The following is a 21,626-nucleotide window of genomic DNA, read 5'->3' as shown; positions in this document are numbered from 1 at the left end:
TATCGGGACGCCGCTTCCGTGTCTATGCTTCGTGATACGCCGGGCGCCCGTTTCATATGACCGCATGGCCGCCCGGCCAGGACGAAACGTCGAAGTACAAAATGATATAGTCCCGGTTACATTTTTTTGCTGCCCGGAATTGCCCATGACGACCGCTCCCGCCCCGACTGCCCGCCCGACCCTGACCGTCGAAATCTGGTCCGACCTGATCTGCCCGTGGTGCTGGATCGGCAAGCGCCGCTTCGACGAGGCGCTCGCCGCGTTCGCGCACGCCGACCGCGTCGACGTCGCGCTGCGCGCGTACCGGCTGATGCCCGGCCAGCCCGTCGAGCCGGTCGAGGCGATGCTCGCCGGCAAGTACCGGATGTCGCCCGCGCAGGTCGACCAGATGCTGCGCCAGGTGACCGATGCGGCCGCGAGCGTCGGGCTGCGCTACGACCTGCCCGGCACGCTCGTCGGCGATACGCTCGACGGCCACCGGCTCGTGAAGCTCGCGGAAGCGACGGGCCGCGCGCACGCGCTGACCGAGCGGCTGTACCGCGCGTATTTCTGCGAGCACGGCTCGCTGTTCGATCACGCCGAGCTGACCGAATTCGCGGTCGAAGCGGGGCTCGAGCGCTCGGCCGTCGAAGCCGTGCTGCGCAGCGACCTGTACCGCGCCGACGTCGAGGCCGATGCCGCCCGCGCCGCGCAGATCGGCGGCCGCGGCGTGCCGCTGTTCGTGTTCGGCGGCCGCTATGCGGTGTCGGGCGCGCAACCGGCCGACGCGTTCGCGCAGGCGCTCGACCAGGCATGGCGCGACGGCATCGTCGAACTCGACGGCGGCGACGCAGCCGCGTGCGGCCCCGATGGCTGCGAACTGCCGGCGCGCTCGTAACGCCCGTCGCATCCATCGCGCGCGTCCCGCGCGGACGCGCGACTACGCATCGCTGCTGCCACAAACCGGCAGGAAGCCCGCGCCGAGGGGGTCTACAATGCAGCCTTTCAAATAACTATCAGAAGGCGGCAAGCCCATGACCCACGGGATTCACGGCGAGAAGCGCTGGTACGCGCTGATCGTCCTCTGCCTCGGCGTGCTGATGATCGTGCTCGACAGCACGATCGTGAACGTTGCACTGCCGTCGATCAGCACCGACCTCCATTTCACCGAGACGGCCCTCGTGTGGGTCGTCAACGCGTACCTGCTGACGTTCGGCGGCTGCCTGCTGCTCGGCGGACGGCTCGGCGACCTGTACGGCCAGCGGCGCATGTTCCTCGCCGGCCTCGTCGTCTTCACGCTCGCATCGCTCGCGTGCGGCCTCGCGCAATCGCAGGCGATGCTGATCGCCGCGCGCGCGGTGCAGGGCATCGGCGGCGCGGTCGTATCGGCCGTCGCGCTGTCGCTGATCATGAATCTCTTCACCGAGCCCGGCGAACGCGCCCGCGCGATGGGCGTGTACGGCTTCGTCTGCGCGGGCGGCGGCAGCATCGGCGTGCTGCTCGGCGGGCTGCTGACGAGCTCGCTGTCGTGGCACTGGATCTTCCTCGTCAACCTGCCGATCGGCATCGCGGTGTATGCGATGTGCGCCGCGCTGCTGCCGCGCCTGCGCGCGCCGGCCGGCAACGCGCGGCTCGACGTCGCGGGCGCGATCACCGTCACTGCTTCGTTGATGCTGGCCGTCTACGGGATCGTCGGCGGCAACGAAGCCGGCTGGCTGTCGACGCAGACCGTCGCGCTGATCGGCGCGGCCGCCGCGCTGCTCGCGCTGTTCATCGCGATCGAGGCGCGCGCCGCGCATCCGCTGATGCCGCTCTCGCTGTTTGCGTCGCGCAACGTCGCGCTCGCGAACGTGATCGCCGTGCTGTGGGCGGCCGCGATGTTCGCGTGGTTCTTCCTGTCCGCGCTGTACATGCAGCGCGTGCTCGGCTACGGGCCGCTGCAGGTCGGCCTCGCGTTCCTGCCGGCGAACCTGATCATGGCCGCGTTCTCGCTCGGGCTGTCCGCGCGGATCGTGATGCGCTTCGGCATCCGCGGCCCGATCGCGGCCGGCCTGCTGATCGCGGCCTGCGGCCTCGCACTGTTCTCGCGTGCGCCGGTGGACGGCGGCTTCGTCTGGCACGTGCTGCCCGGCATGACGCTGCTCGGCATCGGCGCGGGCGTCGCGTTCAATCCGGTGCTGCTCGCCGCGATGAGCGACGTCGATCCGGCCGATTCCGGGCTCGCGTCGGGGATCGTCAACACCGCATTCATGATGGGCGGCGCGCTCGGCCTCGCCGTGCTCGCGAGCCTCGCGGCCGCCCGCACCAACGCGCTCGCGGCGGCGAATGCGCCGCTCGACGCGCTGAACGGCGGCTACCATGCGGCCTTCGCGTTCGGCGCGGCATTCGCTGCCGTCGCCGCGCTGATCGGCCTCGCGCTGCGCATCCGGCAGCAGGGTGCGGTCGAAGGCGTCGGCTCCGCAATGCACTGACCGCTAGCCGGCGGCGGGTGGCATCGACCGCTGCCCTTGAACCAGGGCGCGTACTGTCGCGCCCTTTTTTATGCGTGCCGGGCCTGGCACCCGCTCTCGCTTCACCGGGCGTTTCGGGCGGATCAGTCGCGAGGAGAACAGCCATCACGCCCCTCGCTCCGCTCAAACGCCTGTTTTACTTCGGGCCAGATGCCCGCCCCACGGGCTTCCCCCGCCGATTTTTAACGCAGTCGTACATCGACGCGCCACATTTGCGACAATGGCGGACTTTGACGCGCGCGCCGCGGCCACGTGCCGCCGCCGAACATCGCATAACCGTCGCCGCATAACCGTCCGCTTCCGATGTCGCTTCCCCATATCGATCTGCTGTACTCGTTGTCCGGCCTGTTCGTCGGCATCCTCGTCGGCCTGACGGGCGTTGGCGGTGGTTCGTTGATGACACCGATCCTCGTGCTGCTGTTCGGCGTCCACCCGGCCACGGCGGTCGGCACCGACCTGCTGTACGCGGCCGCGACCAAGGCTACCGGCACGCTCGTCCACGGCCTGAAAGGCTCGATCGACTGGCGCATCACGGGCCGGCTCGCGGCGGGCAGCGTCCCGGCCGCGGCCGTCACGCTGTGGTGGCTGCACACGCACGGGATGAACGCGCCGGGCACCGCGCGGATGATCCAGCTCGTGCTCGGCATCGCGCTGCTGCTCACGTCGCTCGCGCTGATCTTCCGGCCGCAGCTCACCGCGTTCGCCGCACGCAACCCGCTCGCGCCGAGCCCCGCGCGCACGCTGTGGTCGACCGTGCTGACAGGCGCCGTGCTCGGCGTGCTCGTGTCGATGACGTCGGTCGGCGCCGGCGCGATCGGCGTGACCGTGCTCCTGCTGCTGTATCCGATGCTCGCGACCACCCGCATCGTCGGCTCCGACATCGCGCACGCGGTGCCGCTCACGCTCGTCGCGGGCATGGGCCACTGGCTGCTCGGCTCGGTCGACTGGTCGATGCTGCTGTCGCTGCTGCTCGGCTCGCTGCCCGGCATCGTGATCGGCAGCCTGCTGTCGGCGCGCGCGCCTGAACGGCTGCTGCGCAACCTGCTCGCCTCGACGCTCGTCGCGGTCGGCGTGCGGCTCGTGCTGGCGTAAGCGGCGCGACTGCCGCGCATCGACTTCCTCTCGCCCCAGACGAAACACACCGCACGGGCTCACGCCCCGGCCTTCGCTCCCTGTCTTGGCAGTCGTCCGGACTAGTCTTACGGCGTACCGGTCAGCGTATGCGCCACCGGCAGGTATTTCGTCAGGATGCTCAGCATGGTGGCGGCCTCTGCCTTCGACACTGGCGGAAACGGCGAAACGTACGACGTTCCATTGCGACGCTCGTGCGCCTTCGTGATGAAGGCAAACTCTTGGGGGCTCACACCCAACGAGGCGGACACCCGCTGGATGGCGAGGTTGCGGCCGGCATCTTTGGTTCGCACTTCGTAGAATTCCAGGATGGCCTGGACTACCTGAAAATAGCCTTCGTAGGCCAAGGTAAATACCTGCAGATGTCGAGCGGAATCCAACTCGTCGGCAGTTACCTTGTAGTCCGCGGCATTGCGAAGGAAGCCGGCGATTGCCCCGGGCGTCGGAGCAACCTCATCGAAGGCATTTGCCTTGATCAGGGTTTCGTATTCAGTCGGGCGCGACATCACAGTATCCTCAGCGTAGGGCTTTGCGCGATTTGGGCCATGACCGGATCGGCTTCTACCAGCGCAGTCCATTCATCGGGCTCGTACAAAGAGAAGTTGACGGGGCGTAGCAGGTTTTGCTCGACCACGTGCAAGGCTTCGGATAGCTCGAGGAGCGGGACGTTCCCGATGACGATCAGGTCGATGTCACTACGGCCGCTGTCGGTACCCTTGGCCACTGAGCCAAACACGAACGCCGTGGAGATGTGCGCGGCAAAGGGCAACAAGGCTTCCGTCAACGGCTCCGCAACGGCAAATGACTTGCGCGCGATGCTGACCAGTTCCGGATAAAGGACGAATTCCGTATTCGCTCGGATGCTCCGCTGTCGCCCGCGCCTGGCGTCTTCCTTCAGGACGCCAACCTCGACCAGCCGGTCCACCTGCTTTTGAGCGCTTCCGCGCCCGCTGTTTGCCAGAAGCAGCAGCTCCTGGAGCGTAAAACTGCGGTCAGGTCGCAGCAGCGTGGCCCCAAGGACCCGTTGCATGCCCGGCGTGAAGAGAAAATCCGCGAGACTCACGACAATCCTCGATTTGGGGATGATCGGCCTCATTATAGGGATTTCCAAAAAATCCTCAATAGAAGGCCAATCATCCCCATTTTGAGGATTACGGCGCCAATCTCCGGAAAAGACGATGCCCCGCAAGTCCATGACTCACGGGGCATCTTGGGGAACGACAGCACCGCCATCAACACACGTCACGTGACGAATTACAGCACGTGGCCGGGCAGCGCCTTGACATCACGTCAGGCGGCGCAAGCCGCCCACAGCGCTTACTGCCCCTGCTGCTGCAACTTCTGCTGCTTGAGCTGCTGCGTGCGCATCTGCAGCTTCAGCACGCGCTGCAGCGCGGTGCGGTTGGCCAGGATGCCGTCGTAGAAGTTGGCGAGATCGCCCTTCAGCGCGGTCCGCGACGCGTCATTCAGGTAGATCATGTGGCCCGACGGGTAGTTCTTGATCGTCAGGTTCTGTGCCTTGAGCGTCGGGTCGAGCGGCATCTGCGCGAGCGTCAGCTCCGTCTGGTGGAACGGCGTGACGGCGTCGAAATAGCCGTTGGCCGACAGCACCTTCAGGTCCGGGTTCACGCTCATCGTCGACGCCAGGTCGCCGGCCGTGTACAGCGTATTGCCGCCGCCCTTGTTCGCGCCGGTCGGATCCGTGTGGCTGAAGTCCCAGTTGTTGAAGACCTGGTCGTTCAGGTCCACGAACGACGACGTCGACGTGTACTTGAGGTCGGTGTTGATGTAGCTGTTCCACAGCACCGTGTACGCGCCGCCGACGTTCGTGATCGACGGATCGTTGCTGCCCGAGTTCGGCAGGATGTACGGCGCGATGCCCTTGCCCGTGAAGTTCGCGCGACCGTCGTACTGGCCGATCTGCGTGCCCGGCACGAGCGTCAGGAAGAACGTGTACGGCGGGTTGTCGTTCGACGACGGCACGTTGCCGAGCGCGGCCGGATTGCCGAACGTCTGGATCAGCGACGTCGGATCCGTGCCGATGTACGCGCCCATCTGCTGCGCGGTCTGCAGGTTCAGGTTCAGGCGCACGTTCACGAAGCCGCCGTCCTGCGGGTTCGGCTTCTGCGCGAGCGGCGCGAGCGTGTTGTCCGCGTAGTTGCGGGCCTGGACCATGTACGCGTCGAGGTCGGTCGGCGTCGGGTTGAGCGTCGTCTTCTTCCAGTAGAACGCATCGGCCGCGAGCGTCGGGAACGTGCCCGGCGCGGACAGCGCGTTCGCGTAGTCGAGGATCGACGACTGCAGCGTGATCCCGTTCAGGTCGATGCCGTCCTCATGCAGCACCCACGACACGACCGCGCTGCGCGCGGTGCCGTACGACTCGCCGTACAGGAACTTCGGCGAATTCCAGCGCGAGTACTTGGTCAGGTAGCGCTGGATGAAGCGGTCGATCGAGCGGGCGTCCTGGTCGGTGCCCCAGAAGTCCTTGTTCTTCGCCGGGGCGATCGCCGCCGAGTAACCGGTGCCGACCGGGTTGATGAACACGAGGTCGGTACGGTCGAGCAGGCTGTCCGGGTTGTCGAGCAGCTTGTACGGCGCGGGCGGCGTGAAGTTCGGGAACGACGACTGCAGGCGCTTCGGCCCGTACGAGCCGAGCAGCAGATAGACCGACGACGAGCCGGGGCCGCCGTTGTAGAAGAACGTGACCGGGCGCGGCTTCGACGGGTCCGGATTGTCCTGCGTGTACGCGACGTAGAACATCTTCGCGTTCGGCGCCGACGTGACCGGATCGATCGTCGTCAGGTGGCCCGTGGTGGCCGTGTACTTGACGGTCTTGCCGCCGATCGTGACCGTGCGGTGCACGACGGCCGCCCCTTCCGTGGAATCCGTGACCGCGTCGTTCGGCCCGGTGCCGTACACGTCGTTGTCGACGTACGGCTGGTCGGCCGCGGCGGCCGTTGCGGTGGTGTTGGCCGACGTGCTGGCGCCGGCCGACGTCGCGGCGGCGGCCGCCGCCGATGCGGCCGGGCTCGACCCGTCGTCGCCGCCGCACCCCGTGACGAGCAGCGCCGCAGCCGCGGCCGCGGCGAGCGGCACGCTCAGTGTCGTTCCGAATAGCGCGAAACCGTCTTTCAAGGACTTCCGTGTCGTCATTATTGCCTCTCGAACAGAACGATAAATACCGCCGGTCGCAAAGGATCATTTGCGCCGGCGCTCCGCACCGGGAATGCATTCGTTATGCGACGCACCCCGAGTTTTTTACCGGCTCGGCGAATACCGACCGGCATGATTTACCCCACCCATATTTTTTTGCGATCGCACAATGAAATCAATTCCATTGCGAACGACAATTCGATAATCCGCAGCAATACAGATTCATTTGGCGCATTTGCACACGCACAAAATCGACAGCAAAAGCGCGCCCTTGCCAGACAAGCCCTGACAAGGGCGCCTCGCTTCGAACAGACGAACAATCCCCCTCGGCGAGATGCCGATTAATCGCAAAACGACGATCAATCGCGACTCGAGCCGATTTAATAAAATCGAAAGGATCGATTAACTAAACGGAAAGGAATATCTCGTATCTGGAATTTATTAAATTAAGTGAAAATACCGGCGCATATTAGGGTCCCGATTTATCGCCGTAAAGTAATAATTTGTTACGGCGCTCGCCAATCCGATAAAAGGCAGTGCGGGACCGATTCCAGAGCACCCAAAAAGAAAAAGCCGGACGACTGTCCGGCTTCGTGAGGGCGGCGCGGCGCGCGCCGTCAGAGCGGCACGTCGATCGCGCCGGCGCCGGTCGCGATCGCATTCGCGCCCGGCGCGGCCGAGATCGGCGGCAGGTTCGCGCCCGTCAGCGCGGGCGCGGCGCCCGGCGTGCCGCCGCGCGGCACCGTGCGGATCACCTGCGACGGCGGCAACGGCGCGCCGTTCTTCAGGTGCTTCCACATCAGGTTCAGCGCCTGCAGGTTGTAGTAATGAACCGGCACGAAGCGCGTGTCGAAGCCCGGCACCGGCAGGAACGCGTCGAAGTGCTGGCCGTTCGTCACCTCGTAGAACACGAGCTGGCTGCGCCCGCCTTCGCTGATGCCGTTCTGCGCGACGTACGCGCGCGACGCGTGATTCACGGGCACGAGCGCATCGCTGCGGCCCTGCACGATGATCGCCGGCTTGCCCTGCAGGTTCGCGTTCACGCGCACCGCGTCGACGTTCGCGGGCATCCCGAGCATCCCGTTCGTCCAGAGCTGGCGCAGGCACAGCGCGCCCGCGAAGCTCCCGTCGGGCGTCGCGAGCCGGTGGTCGACGCCCGCGCCCGTGTTGAACACGAGGTTGATGCCGGCCGTCGGCGGCACGCCGTTGCCGACGCCGAACACCGCCGGCATCGGCGACGTGGCGGGCGCGGCGACGGCGCCCGTCGCCGGGTTCGTCGTCGCGAAGCTGAAATTGCACAGGTTGTCGGTGACGCGCGAGCGCGTGTACGCGTTCGCATACGTGACCGCGATCGCCGGAATCGCCTGCGAATCCCACATCGGCGCCTGCAGCAGGTCGGAATCGGCGAGGTAGCCGGCCGCGTGGAGCTGCGCGAGCGCGTCGGCGGCCTGACTTTGCGTATCGGCGCCCGACACGAGCCCGGCCGCGGCGAGCGTCGCGCAGCGCTGGGTGCGGATCGACTGCGTGGTCGCCGCCGGCAGCGCGCTCAGGGACGGCGCGTCGGCAAGCGACGCCGACGCGGCCGCGCACGGCTCCAGCAGGTTCGCGAGCGTCGCGTAGTCGGCCAGCGGCCGGCCGAACGACGGCACGGGCTGGCCGCCCGAGCGCACAACCGCGTTCGGCGCCATCCGCACGTTGATCTGCGGCTCGCCGACCACGACCGCGGTGATCCAGCCGCGGTTGTCCTGTTCGGCCGCCGCGAGCGACGCACCGCCGCCGTTGCTGACCGACGCGGCGATCGTCGTGATGTCGCCCGCACGATAGCGCACGCCGTGATGCGAGCCGTCGACCAGCGGTCCGAACTGCTCGTTGAGCGCCCAGTACGCGAACTCGACCGACTGCAGCGTCACGCGCCCCCAGTCCTGCTCGGGATTCTGCTGCGAATGCGCGTGCTTGAACGCATAGCGGTTGGGGAAGCGGGAATTGAACGTGGCGAGATCGCCGCTGGTGACGTTCGCGGTGAACAGGCTCGCGGCGCCGGCCAGCACCGCGTTGGCGAGCGTGCCGTCGATCAGCGTGATGGTGTCCGACATCAGCTCGTGCGCGCCGTTGCCGCCGCCCTTGTCGTTGTAGGCGACCGCGCAGCCGCGCTTGAGCGCCCATTCGCCGGCCGCGGAAATCGCGCCGTACACGCCGCGCGAGCCCGACGACGTCGCGGTGACGATGCACGGCTGCGCGGGATTGAAGCTGGCGGGCACCTGCACGAGCAGCGTGACGTTCTTGCTGCCGCTGCCGTCGTCGGCGTACGCGAGATATTCGGTGCCGGGAATCTTGCCTTCGCCGAGCGTGTCGTTGCCGTCGAGGTCGACGTTCGGCCCCCAGAAGCGGCCGTAGCCGCCGTTGGCGCTCATGTCGACGAGCGCGCGGTAGTTCGACCAGATCGCGAGACGGCGCAGCTCGGCGCCCGTCGGCCGGGCGGCATTCGCAAAGCCGGGGGCGCTCGCCGAGCCGAGGCCCGTCTTGCCGAGGCCGGCCGTCAGCAGGTCGTCGCTCGCGCCGTCATAGGCCGTCGTGCGCACGCTGCCGGACACGAAACCGGGCAACCGGTTGCGCTCGGCCGACTCGTCGCCGTTACAGGCGCCGAGTATCGCGACCGCGGCCCGCGCCGCGCCGAAAACCATCCGCCTGCCCCACCCGAGTCTCGTCATCGCCGCCCTCTCGATATCGTTATCGGTCCGCCGCCGCTTCGTGCGGCTTGCGGCCTCTCAAGCGCAAACGGGCCCCGGCATGCCGGGGCCCGCCTGAAAACGGGCGCACGCGGCGCTCGCGCGCCGCCGCCCGGCGTCACTGCTGCTGAACCGTCAGCTTGTTCGACACCGACGTCACGCCGCTCACACCCTTCGCCGCCTCTTCCGCCTTGTCGATCTGGGCCTGGTCGGGCACCGTGCCCTCCAGCGTGATCGCGCCGCCCTTCGAGCGCACGACGATGTTCGCCACGTCGATGCCGCCCGCCTTCGTAATGGCCTTGCGCACCGCATAGCCAAGCTTGCGGTTCGCCTTCTTCGCGGTCTTCGCGGCGGCCTTCGGCGCGCTGGTCGCGGCCGCGGGCGCTTCCGTTGCCGCGGCATCGCTCGACTGCGCATACACGCTGCCCGACAGACAGGCCGCCACGGCGGCAACGCCCAACGCTCTCAACACGATCGACTTCATGCTATCTCCTTATCACTCCGGAACGGCCGTGCACAGTACGGCCGATTACCCCCAAAAACAGCCGGCCCGCGCGCGAACGGGCGGGACAGCCGGTGTTTTCCACGGCGATACGAGAGAGGCGAGACGGGCTGGCGGCCGGCGCACGCGAAAGCGGGCCGGCCGGGCCGGACAGCCGCCGGCCGAACGCGCCCGGTCTCATTGCGTGCCGGGTCGCGCGCAAATCGGGCGCGGCTGCGTCGCACAATGTAATCCAGCGCCCGCGGAAGCGCAAAGCTTTTGACGCGGGGGCGCCCGCCACTGTCGCCGCGGGGCCGCGCCAGGCCGCCCCACTCGCGCACGTCCGGTGAAACCGGGTACCATCGCCGCGAGCATCGGCGTCGTCCATGACCACCGTCCGATCGTCACCGATACGTCACGCCAGCGTCATCCGCCGCCCCCATGAAGCCAGCCCGCCCTCGCCCGCCTCGCCGCATCCTCGCCCGCTTCGTCGCGGTGTCGTGGCGCGACCTCGCGCTGTCGATCGGCCCGACCGTGCTGCTCGCCGGCGCGGCCGTCTGGCTCGCGGTCAAGCTGATCCAGCCGGCCCCGCCGTCCACGCTCGTGATCTCGTCCGGGCCGCCCGGCAGCACGTACTGGAACGCCGCGCAGAAATACAAGACGATTCTCGCGAAGAACGACGTCACGCTCGACGTCCAGTCGTCCGAAGGGTCCGCCCAGAACCTCGCGCGGCTGTCGAACCCGAACGCGCCGGTCGACGTCGGTTTCGTGCAGAGCGGCATCGGCCCGAAGGAGCGCGACGAACACCTCGTGTCGCTCGGCAGCATCGGCTACGTGCCGCTCGCGATCATGTATCGCGGCCCGGTCGTCGCGCGCCTGTCCGACTTCAAGGGCAAGCGGCTCGCGCTCGGCGCGGAGGGCAGCGGCGCGCGCGAGCTGAGCCTCGCGCTGCTGAAGATGAACGGCATCGTGCCGGGCGGCTCGACCGAGCTGCTGCCGACCGCCGGCGAGGACGCAGCCACCGCGCTGCTCGACGGCAAGATCGACGCGGCGTTCCTGTCCGGCGACTCGACGCAGATCCCGGTGATGGCGAAACTGTTCCGCGCGCCGGGCGTGCACGTGTATTCGTTCACGCAGGCCGAGGCGTACGCGCGGCGCTTTCCGTACCTGACCGCGATCACGCTGCCGATGGGGGTCTACGATCTCGGCCGGAACCTGCCGCCCGCCGACATCCACACGGTTGCGCCGACCATCGAACTCGTCGCGCGCGACTCGCTGCACCCCGCGTTGTCCGACCTGCTGATCGAGGCCGCGCGCGAGGTGCACGGCCACGCGACGATCCTGCAGCACGCGGGCGAATTCCCGTCGCCCGTCACGCGCGGGTTCCCGCTCTCCGACGACGCCGCGCGCTACTACAAATCAGGCAAGACCTTCCTGTACCGACGGCTGCCGTTCTGGGTCGCGAGCCTCGTCGACCGGCTGCTCGTCGTGGTCGTGCCGCTGATCGTCGTGCTGATCCCCGGGCTGCGGCTCGTGCCGTCGCTGTACGGCTGGCGCGTGCGCTCGCGCATCTACCGCTGGTACGGCGCGCTGATCGCGCTCGAGCGCAGCGCGCTCGGCGAGCACACGGCCGAGGAGCGCGTGCAGTTGCTCGACGAGCTCGACGACATCGAGGAAGCCGTGAACCGGATGAAGATGCCGCTGGCCTATGCCGGGCAGTTCTACGTGCTGCGCGAGCACATCGGTTTCGTGCGCGAACGGCTCACCGCGCACGACCAGGACACGCCGGCCAGCCCGCCGGGCGCCGGCGGCCCGCCGCAGGCACGGGCCGAAACCGCGCCGCCGGCCGGCACGCCCCCTCGGGCGACTCCCGGTTCCGCGTGAGCGGACGATCCGCGATCATTGCCGCATGCGCGCGCCGCCGCGTAACATGGAGGCCGCCGCCAGGCGCCGCTCGCCCCACCCTCTGGAGATCGCCATGACAACCGGCCTCGACACCGCCCAACCCGCCTGGTTCTACGACTTCGTGTCGCCGTTCTCCTACCTGCTCCTCGAACAGCTCGACAAATGGCCGGACGTGCCGTTCGAGCCCGTCGCGGTGTCGCTGCCCGACCTGCAGCGCCACTGGGGGCAACGCTCGAGCGCGGACGTGCCCGCCAAGCGCGTGTTCACGTACCGTCACGCCCTGTTTCGCGCGGAGCAGCTCGGCATCCGCTTCAAGATGCCGCCCGCCCATCCGTTCGATTCAGACAAGGTGTTGCGCCTCGCGATCGCGCTGCGCGCCGACATCGCGACCGTGCTGGAAATGTTCCGCTTCATCTGGCATGACGGCAACGACCCGTCGACGCCGGAAGGCTTCGCGGCACTGTGCGAGCGTGTCGGCGTCGGCCACGGCGACGAGCTGATCGAATTCGAGGAGACGAGCGCGCAGTTGCGCCGCAACACCGACGACGCGATCGCGCTCGGCGTGTTCGGCGTGCCGACCTTCTGGATGAACCAGCAGCTGTTCTGGGGCGAGGACGCGCTGCCGATGGTGCTGTACTGCGCGCGCACGCCGAACTGGCTGGAATCTCGCGAGGTCAAGCGGATCAGCGTGCTGCCGAAGGGCCGTGTGTGATGGCCGGTATCACGCACGCCAATGCGCGGCTGCGGTAAGGTTACGCTTCCCCGCAATCCCCGCCTACGATGGAAGAAGACGACCGTACCGCCTCGCTCGATATCTGGCTCGTGCGCGTGTTGCGCACGCTGCTGCTCGAGCGCAGCGTCACGCAGGCCGCGCTGCGGCTGAACCAGACCCAGCCGGCGATCAGCACCGCGCTGCGCAAGCTGCGCGAGACGCTGAACGACCCGATCCTCGTGCGCGGCAAATCCGGCATGGTGCCGACCGAATACGGCGCGTCGCTGCTCGAGGCGGCGCAGCGCGCGCTGCGCGAGGTCGACTTCATCGCGACACCGCACGGCGATTTCGATCCTTCGTCCGCGCGGCGCACGTTCCGCGTCGCCGCCCCCGATTACCTGAACGATTTCTTCATGCCCACGCTGATCGAGCGCTTTCGCGACGCGGCGCCGCATGCGCATCTGGAAATCGATTCGCTGAATCCCGCGCTCGATCACGCGGGCGCGCTCGAATCGGGCGCGCTCGATCTCGTGATCGGCAACTGGCCGAAGCCCGACCCGCAGTTCGCACGCCAGGACCTGTTCTCCGACACGATCGTGTGCCTGATGCGCGATGCGCACCCGCTCGCACGCGTGCCGCTCACGCGCGAAGCGTACGCATCGGCCGCGCACGTCGCGCCGACGCCGTACACCGGCGACAAGCGCAACGCGATCGAGATCGGCCTGGCACGCGCGCGTCTCACGCGGCGCATCGTGACGACGCTGCCCTACTTCGGCATCGTGCCGCAGGTGCTGCTGCAGTCGGACCTGATCTTCACGACGACGCGCCGCTTCGCGACGCACTATGCGCAGTTGCTGCCGCTCGTGGTCGTCACGCCGCCCGTGCCGTTCCCGCGCATCAAGAGCTACCTGCTCACGCATCCGCAGCCCGACCGCCCGACCGACATCGCGTGGCTGTGCGCGCTGATGCAGAGCGTGTCCGACGAGCTGACGGTTCCTCGCAGCCGCAAGCGCTGAGCCGCGGCACAAAACGGGGCGCGGCCGCTCGGGTTCAGCCCGTGCAGAAGGTTTCCTGCAGATGGGTCCAGCGCACGACGCCCGCCGCGTCGCGCTCGAACACGGCGGTTGCACGCCGCGCGGGCAGCTCGCCCGACGCCGCGTGCTGCGCTTCGAGATAGGTGAGCGTCGCATGCGACGCATCGGCCGCGAGTACGCGGGTGTCCGACAGCGTGATGCGCAGCCCCGGCTTCGCGCCGGCGAGCTTGTCGAACAGCACGCGCGTACCGTCGTGATCGACCTCGCGGCCGTCGGTCAGGATCATCGTGAATTCGGTGGAAAACGCGGCGAGCAGCGCGTCGAGCGCCTCGGGCGCGGTATCGACGCCGGACAGCCAGCGCTCGATGGCGACGAGGCTCGCATCGAGCGTGTCGAGATAAACCTGATGATCGGACATGGCACGTGCACGGTAAGGCGCGGCCCGATGCCGCGCGTCGTCGTGCAGTGTATGCAAAATCGCGCGGCCCTGCGCCGGCCGCGCGTGACTACCGCGCGCAGGACACGTCGTCGCGCGCATGCCCCGAAGCGGCGGCCTTCGCGTCGGCCACCGGCATGCCCGAGCGCGCCTGCAGCAGCTCCGCGCACACGGCCACCGCGATCGCGCCCGGCGCCTTGTCGACGATGCCCGCGACACCGATCGGGCACACCATCTCCACGAGCCGCGCCGGATCGACGCCGCGCGCGGCAAGCCGGCGCTCGAACTTCACGCGCTTGGTGCGCGAGCCGATCATCCCGAAGTACGCGTAGTCGCGCCGCCGCATGATCTGCGCGGCGAGCGAGAAGTCGAGCGCGTGGTTGTGCGTCATCACGAGGAAGTACGCGCCGGGCGGCGCCGCGTCGACGACGGCCTCCGGCGTGTCGGTCGGCTCCGGCTGCACGTTCGGCGGACATTCGTCCGGGAACAGCTCGTCGCGCGTGTCGACCCACTGCACGACGCACGGCAGCGCACCGAGCAGCGTGACGAGCGCGTGACCGACGTGCCCGGCGCCGAACAGCACGATGTGCATCGGCGCCGGCGTGCCGGTCGCGCGGTTGCGCTGGCCGGTGCCCGGCGCGAACGCCGGGTCCGGCGCGGTGCGGCGCGAGCGGGCGGGGCCGTTCATGTCGGCCTCCGCCGGGCCGCCCCAAGGGGGCTGACCACTCCCTCGGGGGGCAATGAACGAAGAGAACGGGGGGGCCGTTTCATCTCAGCCTGCCTGACCGGCGCGTGCCGCACGCACCGCGCTGACCGCACGCAGGATCGACTCGCCGGTCGCCGGCGCATCGAGCGGCGGGTTCACCTGGTAATCGCCGACCGCGGCCACCGCATCGCGCACCGCGAAGAACACCGAGAACGGCAGCAGCAGCGGCGGCTCGCCGACGGCCTTCGACCGGTGAATGCTGTCCTCGACGTTGCGGTTCTTGAAGAGCTTCACGTTGAATTCCGGCGGCGTGTCGTTCACCGTCGGGATCTTGTACGTGGACGGCGCATGCGTCATCAGCTTGCCGCCCTTGTTCCACCACAACTCCTCGGTCGTGAGCCAGCCCATCCCCTGGATGAACGCGCCTTCGACCTGCCCGATGTCGAGCGCCGGGTTCAGCGACGCGCCCACGTCGTGCAGCGCATCGACGCGCAGCGTGCGCATCTCGCCCGTCAGCGTGTCGATCACGACTTCCGACACGGCCGCGCCGTACGAGTAGTAGTAGAACGGCCGGCCCTGCAGCTTCGACTGATCCCAATACAGCTTCGGTGTCGCGTAGAAACCGTCGGACCACAGCTGCACGCGCGCGAGGTACGCCTTCGCGATCACTTCGCCGAACGGCACGCCGTTGCCGCCCACCCACACGATGTCGTTGGCGAACTTCACGTCGGCCGCATCGACCTTGCCGTCGCCGAACTGCTTCGCCGCGAACACCGCGAGCCGCTCGCGCAACTGGCGCGCCGCATCCTGCGCGGCCTTGCCATTCAGGTCCGAGCCCGTCGACGCAGCGGTCGCGGACGTGTTCGCGACCTTGCTGGTGTCGGTCGCCGTCACGCGGATCCGGCCGAAGCGGATGCCGAGCTCGTGCGCGACGACCTGCGCGACCTTCGTGTTGAGCCCCTGCCCCATCTCCGTGCCGCCGTGGTTCACGAGCACCGAGCCGTCGGTGTAGATGTGCACCAGCGCGCCGGCCTGGTTGAAATGCGTGACGTTGAACGCGATGCCGAACTTCACCGGCGTGATCGCGATGCCCTTCTTCAGCACCGTGTTGCGTGCGTTGAATTCGCGCACGCCCGCACGCCGCGCGCGGTAGTCGCTCGTCGCTTCGAGTTCGCCGAGCAGCTCCTGCAGCACGTTGTCCTCGACCGTCTGCCCGTACGGCGTGACGTTGCGTTCGGTCTTGCCGTACAGGTTCGCATAGCGGACGTCGAGCGGATCGCGATCGAGCGCGCGCGCGATGTCGTCGAGGATGTACTCGATCGCGAACGCGCCCTGCGGGCCGCCGAACCCGCGGAATGCGGTATTCGACTGCGTGTTGGTCTTGCCGCAGTAGCCGGCGATGTTCACGTCGCCCAGCCAGTACGCGTTGTCGAAGTGGCACACCGCGCGCGTCATCACCGGGCCCGACAGGTCGGCCGAGAAACCGCAGCGCGACGTCATGTCGAGCGCGACGCCGTCGATGCGGCCGTCGTCGTCGTAGCCGACGTCGAAGCGGTAATGGAAGTCGTGCCGCTTGCCGGTGATCATCATGTCGTCGTCGCGGTCCGGACGCAGCTTCACCGGGCACAGCAGCTTCCATGCGGCGAGCGCCGCGCAGCACGCGAACAGGCCCGACTGCGATTCCTTGCCGCCGAACCCGCCGCCCATCCGGCGGCATTCGACCAGCACGTTGTGCGACGCGACGCCGAGCACATGCGCGACGAGGTGCTGCATCTCGCTCGGGTGCTGCGTCGAGCAGTACACGTGCATCCCGTCGTCGTCCTTCGGCACCGCGTAAGCGATCTGCCCTTCCAGGTAGAACTGCTCCTGGCCGCCGAGCAGCATTTCGCCCGACTCGCGGTGCGGCGCGACGGCGAGCCGCGCGGCCGCGTCGCCGCGCGCGAGCTTCAGCGGCGGGATCACGTAGGTTTCGGCCGCGCGCGCCTCCTGCGCGGTGAGGATCGCCGGCAGCTCCTCGTAGTCGACCTGGGCGCGGCGCGCGGCGAGCCGCGCGGTTTCATGCGACGTCGCGACGACGATGAACATCGGCTGGCCGACGAACTGCACGATGCCCTTCGCGAGCACCGGATCGTCGTGGATGATCGGGCCGCAATCGTTGACGCCCGGGATGTCGTCGGCCGTGAACACGGCGACCACGCCCGGCGTCGCGCGCACCGCGTCGAAGTTCATCGACACGATCTTCGCGTGCGGCTTCGCCGACAGGCCGAGCGCCGCGTGCAGCGTGCCCGCGACGACCGGGATGTCGTCGGTGTAGGTGGCACGCCCGCTGACGTGCAGGTGCGCGGATTCGTGCGCGCGCGATACGTGGACCTGCGCGGCGTCGGCTTGCGGGTCGAGGGTGCTCAGGAACGGTTCTGCTTGCTGGTTCATGTTCGGTGTTCTCCGTCTTCAGACGCGCGCCGCGTCGGTGCCAGGTTCGGCGGCCACTTCACGCACATTCAGGGCTTGCGGCGGCAGCGGGTCGTGCGGGCGCGTCTCCAGCCAGAATCGGTACATCAGGTTCTTCGCGGTATCGAGACGGTACGTGCTCGTCGCGCGCATGTCGGACAGCGGCTGGTAGTCGCGCTCGAGCGCCTGCATCGCGGCCTGCGCGGTGGCTTCGTGCCACTGCGCGCCGTCGAGCACGGCTTCCGTCTGGGTCGCGCGCTTCGGCGTCGCGGCCATCCCGCCGAACGCGATGCGCGGCTCGCGGATCGTGTCGCCGTCCGCGATGAACGCGAACGCCGCGCACACGGCCGAGATGTCGGAGTCGAACCGCTTCGACAGCTTGTACGTGCGGAACCGCAGCTTCTCGCGCGCGCCGGTGCGGGTCGGCACCTTCAGGCCGACGACGAATTCGTGCGGCGCCATGTCCTTCTGCTGATAGCCCGTGTACAGCGCCTCGAGCGGCAGCTCGCGCACCGTGTCGCCGCCGCGCAGCACCACGCGCGCGCCGAGCGCGATCAGGCCCGGCATCGAATCGCCGATCGGCGAGCCGTTCGCGACGTTGCCGCCGATCGTGCCCGCGTTGCGGATCGGCAGCGACGCGAAGCGCTTCCACATCTCGGTCAGTTCCGGATACTGGCCAGCCAGCGCCGCATACCCTTTCTCGACCGTCACGCCCGCACCGATTTCGATCCAGTCGTCGCCGTGCACGATGTTCTGCAGTTCGGCGATCTGGCCGACATAGATCAGGTCGTCGAGCCGGCGCATCTGCTTGGTGACCCACAGGCCGATGTCGGTGCTGCCTGCCAGGATGCGTGCGTCGGGCCGCTCGGCCTTCAGCGCGGCCAGCGCGTCGAGCGTGCGCGGCGCCGCGAAGCGCGCGCCGTTGACCGTCGTGTAGTCGAACGTCTCGTCGCGCTTGAGCGACGCGAGCGTGCGGGCCAGCGCGGCCGTGTCGACCGGCGCCGACGGCGCCGGCGCATCGAACATCTGCACGGCCGCATCGACGATCGGACGATAGCCGGTGCAGCGGCACAGGTTGCCGGTCAGCGCATCGGCGATCTCGGTGCGCGTCGGTACGTCCTTCGCCTTCGCGCACGTGCCGGCACGGCCGCAGCCCTCGTGGCCGTGCTTCTCGTACAGCGCCCACATCGACATCACGAAGCCGGGCGTGCAGAACCCGCATTGCGAACCGTGGCAGTCGACCATCGCCTGCTGCACCGGATGCAGCGCACCGTCCGGCTGACGCAGGTCCTCGACCGTCAGCAGCGCCTTGCCGTCCAGCGTCGGCAGGAACTGGATGCATGCGTTGACGGCCTTGAACTCGACCGCGCCGGCGTCGGTCAGCTCGCCGACGACGACCGTGCACGCGCCGCAGTCGCCTTCCGCGCAGCCTTCCTTGGTGCCGGTGCAATGCGCGTCCTCGCGCAGGTATTGCAGCACGGTGCGGGTCACGTCCGCGCCGCTGACTTCGCGGATCGCGTGACGATGGTAGAAGCGGATCGGCTCACTCATGTCTCGATGGTTCTTCAAATGGGGGGCAAGGCGGCCCGCGCTTTGCGCTCGACCGACGTTTTTCTGACAGTTTGCACGCTATCACCATCAAATTTCGCAACCCATAGCCCATCACGCATGGGGCCCATATAACTGCCGCGATATGAGCGCCGGACCGGCCCGACGGCCTTTCCACACGGCGCTCCCAGCCCCTTCTCTGCTTCCCCGCAACCGCCCGGGATCCTGGAAAACAGGTCGCGATTAACTAAATGGTACCTGCGTGAAAACCGGTTCCATGGGAAAATCCCGATTCCCTTTTTCGCCGTCCTCTGCCCGTTTCGTTCATTCGTTCCGACCCCATGTCAACCGATTCCGCCACACCGCCGCGCAGCGGGTTCGCGGTCACGCTGCAAATCGTGTCCGTCGTCTGCTTCACGTTCATCTGCTACCTGACTATCGGGCTGCCGCTCGCGGTGCTGCCGGGCTTCGTCCATGACGACCTCGGCTTTTCCGCGATCGTCGCGGGCGGCGCGATCAGCGTCCAGTATTTCGCGACGCTCGCGTCGCGGCCGCTCGCCGGGCGTCTGGCCGATACGCTCGGCCCGAAGCAGACGGTGTTGCGCGGGCTGGTCGGTTGCGGCGTGTCGGGCGTGCTGCTGCTCGTCGCGCTGCTGCTCGCGCACTGGCCGGTCGCGAGCCTCGTGCTGCTGGTCGCGAGCCGGCTCGTACTCGGCGTCGGCGAGAGCCTGTGCGGCACCGGCGCGATCCTGTGGGGCATCGGCCGGGTCGGCGTCACGCACAACGCGAAGGTGATCTCGTGGAACGGCATCGCGACCTACGGCGCGCTCGCGCTCGGCGCGCCGGTCGGCGTCGCAATCGCGAATACGCTGAATCCGGCGCTGATCGGCGTGATCGTGATCGCGCTGGCCGCAATCGGCTTCTACCTCGCACGCCTGATCGCTTCGGTGCCGCTCGTGCACGGCGAACGGATGTCGTATGCGAGCGTGTTTACGCGGGTGCTGCCGCACGGCCTGGGCCTCGCGCTCGGCTCGGCCGGCTTCGGCTCGATCGCGACCTTTGTGACGCTGTACTACGCGGCGCGCCACTGGCCGAACGCCGCCCTGTCGCTGACCGTGTTCGGCACGCTGTTCATCGGCGCGCGCCTGCTGTTCGCGAACACGATCAAGACATATGGCGGCTTCCGCGTCGCGATCGTGTCGTTCGCATTCGAATGTTCGGGCCTGTTGCTGCTGTGGCTCGCGCCGGTGCCGCACATCGCGCTCGTCGGCGCCGCGCTGACCGGCTTCGGCTTCGCGCTGATCTTCCCGGCGCTCGGCGTCGAGGCCGTCGCGCTCGTGCCGCCCGCGAGCCGCGGCGCGGCGCTGTCCGCGTACTCGGTGTTCCTCGACCTGTCGCTCGGCATCACGGGCCCGCTCGCCGGCTATGTCGCGGGCGCGTTCGGCTATCCGCAGGTGTTCCTGTTCGCGGCGGCGGCGGCGGCGGCCGGTGTCGCGCTGTCGATGGTGCTGTACCAGCGGCAGGCGCGGGTCGAAGGTAGCGGCGCGACGGCATAAGGACAGAAGAGGGTAATGATCGGCGAACGCAGTGCGGAACGCGTTCGCGAACCATCGCCCGCGAGTCAATGACGCCCGCTCTTTGCGGGCGTCATTGGCCTCACTGGATCGCCCGGCTTCGGGGCGTTACACGAGGGTCGTCACAAAGCTTTTGACATCCGCCCCGACACAGGGGAACCAGTTCGATATCAATCTGATACAAGTCTAGCGTTCCGTCGCTCTTTCGCACCATCTCATCGGTGAATGTCTTTTTTTCGACGACGATGTTTTCACTCTTGATTCCCAGTTGTTTTAGATATGCGCCAATTCCCATGGCGCGCTCATCTTTAAGCCGTTCACCGCTCCGTTCTTTCGTATAAGCGCCGGATATTATGACGGCTTGAATTTCGACGCCTGGCCAATTTTTTGCCTCGATTACTGCGTCGGCGATTCTTAGCCTGTCGGCATTGGAAACGGCAATGCCGTTTAGCGGCAACGAGATTCGAACCGACTCGCCTATGGTGCATGCGTGTGCAGGCGTGATGCCAAGGTATGCGAATAATGCCAGCATCGCTGATGCGCTCCGGATGGCATCTTGGATGTGAGTCTTCATTTCATGACCGTCCTGTCGAAGGTAGCAATGTATCCCGTAATGCTATCCGCGTTTCGGATCGCGCCATCGGGATTGCTCATTGCAAAAATTCTCAATCCGGATTCCGTATCGGAATACGCAATGTCATCCGAATCGAAAGTGTCGATATAGTGCGTGCATTCGTGAATGAGTGTCTTGACCTTCGCCGCCGTCCACAAGTCGCCGTTTGAAATCGTACAGAACTTCGAATAGATAGCAATAATTCGTTTTTCGGAGTCTGGCTTGCATACTCCAGCCGTGTTGCTGCCATTGTCGGGTATCACACCGCAGGTGAGTTGCTTGTTCATCGCGTCATCCCATCGAACAATTCTCTCCGGAACAAGCTCTTGCATCGCGTTGAGCAGCTTCGGAAGCCCGATCGCCAGGGCTGTTCGGATGTCGTCGTCGGCACGGCCGAAGTAGAGGCGGGCACGCGCCTGTTCCGCTACGTTCCACGTAGTCACACCCGCGATACGCTGTTGTATCAACGAAATCGCCGCATCGCGGGCCTTCATGACTAATTCCCTGAACGCCTTGTTGGTCATGTTCGCGCATATGGGTGTCGTGTTGATGGACACATAGACCATCGACCCCGGATTGGTATTGGTGACGGCCCCCGAATGGACGAGGACCCATTCTTCGTTTTCCTGAACTTCGAAGTCGTATTTATTTCCCGAAAAACCGCTCATTG

18 protein-coding genes are annotated in these 21,626 nt (G+C 67.3%); 7 read left to right on the top strand and 11 right to left on the bottom strand.

Annotation, left to right across the window (positions count from 1 at the left end):
* The first annotated feature begins 145 nt into the window (after positions 1-145).
* From CFB43_RS04115 to CFB43_RS04105, 3 genes are all read left to right on the top strand, one after another.
* Positions 146-877, top strand: coding sequence for a DsbA family oxidoreductase (locus CFB43_RS04115; RefSeq protein WP_089494197.1), 732 nt, complete (start codon positions 146-148; stop codon positions 875-877).
* A 136-nt stretch (positions 878-1,013) separates the two neighbouring features.
* Positions 1,014-2,450: a DHA2 family efflux MFS transporter permease subunit gene (locus CFB43_RS04110; RefSeq protein WP_089430684.1), complete on the top strand. Its 1,437-nt coding sequence runs from the start codon at positions 1,014-1,016 to the stop codon at positions 2,448-2,450.
* A gap of 342 nt (positions 2,451-2,792) precedes the next feature.
* Complete coding sequence (locus CFB43_RS04105; RefSeq protein WP_089430683.1) at positions 2,793-3,581, top strand: sulfite exporter TauE/SafE family protein; 789 nt, start codon at positions 2,793-2,795, stop codon at positions 3,579-3,581.
* A 107-nt stretch (positions 3,582-3,688) separates the two neighbouring features.
* On the opposite strand, the gene CFB43_RS04100 is transcribed toward CFB43_RS04105, so the two are convergent.
* The 5 genes from CFB43_RS04100 to CFB43_RS04075 all read right to left on the bottom strand — a co-directional run bounded on the left by CFB43_RS04100 (position 3,689) and on the right by CFB43_RS04075 (position 9,983).
* On the bottom strand, positions 3,689-4,126 hold the full coding sequence (locus CFB43_RS04100) for a hypothetical protein (protein WP_089494196.1): 438 nt from the start codon (positions 4,124-4,126) through the stop codon (positions 3,689-3,691).
* Positions 4,126-4,716: a nucleotidyltransferase domain-containing protein gene (locus tag CFB43_RS04095; RefSeq protein ID WP_089494195.1), complete on the bottom strand. Its 591-nt coding sequence runs from the start codon at positions 4,714-4,716 to the stop codon at positions 4,126-4,128. Before CFB43_RS04095 ends, CFB43_RS04100 begins: the two co-directional genes overlap by 1 nt.
* Before the next feature lie 221 nt (positions 4,717-4,937).
* On the bottom strand, positions 4,938-6,773 hold the full coding sequence (locus tag CFB43_RS04090) for a S10 family peptidase (protein WP_089494194.1): 1,836 nt from the start codon (positions 6,771-6,773) through the stop codon (positions 4,938-4,940).
* Positions 6,774-7,390: 617 nt separating this feature from the next.
* Positions 7,391-9,481, bottom strand: a complete 2,091-nt coding sequence (locus tag CFB43_RS04080) for a D-(-)-3-hydroxybutyrate oligomer hydrolase (protein ID WP_089494193.1) — start codon at positions 9,479-9,481, stop codon at positions 7,391-7,393.
* Positions 9,482-9,617: 136 nt separating this feature from the next.
* On the bottom strand, positions 9,618-9,983 hold the full coding sequence (locus CFB43_RS04075; protein ID WP_089424630.1) for a BON domain-containing protein: 366 nt from the start codon (positions 9,981-9,983) through the stop codon (positions 9,618-9,620).
* Positions 9,984-10,421: 438 nt separating this feature from the next.
* Here CFB43_RS04075 and CFB43_RS04070 point away from each other — a divergent pair, with 438 nt between their 5' ends.
* The 3 genes from CFB43_RS04070 to CFB43_RS04060 all read left to right on the top strand — a co-directional run bounded on the left by CFB43_RS04070 (position 10,422) and on the right by CFB43_RS04060 (position 13,613).
* Positions 10,422-11,864 carry a TAXI family TRAP transporter solute-binding subunit gene (locus CFB43_RS04070; protein WP_089494192.1) on the top strand — a complete coding sequence of 481 codons (1,443 nt, stop codon included), beginning with the start codon at positions 10,422-10,424 and terminating at the stop codon, positions 11,862-11,864.
* Positions 11,865-11,958: 94 nt separating this feature from the next.
* Positions 11,959-12,597: a 2-hydroxychromene-2-carboxylate isomerase gene (locus CFB43_RS04065; protein ID WP_089439342.1), complete on the top strand. Its 639-nt coding sequence runs from the start codon at positions 11,959-11,961 to the stop codon at positions 12,595-12,597.
* Between the two features lie 68 nt (positions 12,598-12,665).
* Positions 12,666-13,613: a LysR family transcriptional regulator gene (locus tag CFB43_RS04060; protein ID WP_011351110.1), complete on the top strand. Its 948-nt coding sequence runs from the start codon at positions 12,666-12,668 to the stop codon at positions 13,611-13,613.
* Positions 13,614-13,647: 34 nt separating this feature from the next.
* Here CFB43_RS04060 and CFB43_RS04055 read toward each other — a convergent pair whose 3' ends face one another.
* The 4 genes from CFB43_RS04055 to xdhA all read right to left on the bottom strand — a co-directional run bounded on the left by CFB43_RS04055 (position 13,648) and on the right by xdhA (position 18,772).
* Positions 13,648-14,049, bottom strand: coding sequence for a polyketide cyclase (locus CFB43_RS04055; protein ID WP_089495243.1), 402 nt, complete (start codon positions 14,047-14,049; stop codon positions 13,648-13,650).
* A gap of 88 nt (positions 14,050-14,137) precedes the next feature.
* On the bottom strand, positions 14,138-14,755 hold the full coding sequence (gene xdhC, locus CFB43_RS04050) for a xanthine dehydrogenase accessory protein XdhC (protein WP_089494191.1): 618 nt from the start codon (positions 14,753-14,755) through the stop codon (positions 14,138-14,140).
* A gap of 84 nt (positions 14,756-14,839) precedes the next feature.
* A complete protein-coding gene (gene xdhB, locus CFB43_RS04045; protein ID WP_089494190.1) occupies positions 14,840-17,203 on the bottom strand; it encodes a xanthine dehydrogenase molybdopterin binding subunit in 2,364 nt (787 codons plus the stop codon).
* Between the two features lie 18 nt (positions 17,204-17,221).
* Positions 17,222-18,772, bottom strand: coding sequence for a xanthine dehydrogenase small subunit (gene xdhA, locus CFB43_RS04040; RefSeq protein WP_089494189.1), 1,551 nt, complete (start codon positions 18,770-18,772; stop codon positions 17,222-17,224).
* Positions 18,773-19,110: 338 nt separating this feature from the next.
* Between xdhA and CFB43_RS04035 the strand changes: the two genes are divergently transcribed.
* Complete coding sequence (locus CFB43_RS04035) at positions 19,111-20,325, top strand: MFS transporter (protein ID WP_089494188.1); 1,215 nt, start codon at positions 19,111-19,113, stop codon at positions 20,323-20,325.
* A 100-nt stretch (positions 20,326-20,425) separates the two neighbouring features.
* On the opposite strand, the gene CFB43_RS37540 is transcribed toward CFB43_RS04035, so the two are convergent.
* Positions 20,426-20,917, bottom strand: a complete 492-nt coding sequence (locus tag CFB43_RS37540) for a hypothetical protein (RefSeq protein WP_144023037.1) — start codon at positions 20,915-20,917, stop codon at positions 20,426-20,428.
* Entirely contained in the window at positions 20,914-21,624 is a 711-nt protein-coding gene (locus tag CFB43_RS04030; RefSeq protein ID WP_089494187.1) for a M35 family metallo-endopeptidase, read from the bottom strand. Before CFB43_RS04030 ends, CFB43_RS37540 begins: the two co-directional genes overlap by 4 nt.
* Between the last annotated feature and the right edge of the window lie 2 nt (positions 21,625-21,626).

This window comes from Burkholderia sp. AU15512 (assembly GCF_002223325.1).
Taxonomy (GTDB): Bacteria; Pseudomonadota; Gammaproteobacteria; order Burkholderiales; family Burkholderiaceae; genus Burkholderia.
Note: the sequence above shows the minus strand (reverse complement) of the source record. Positions and strands in the feature narration are given on the sequence as shown.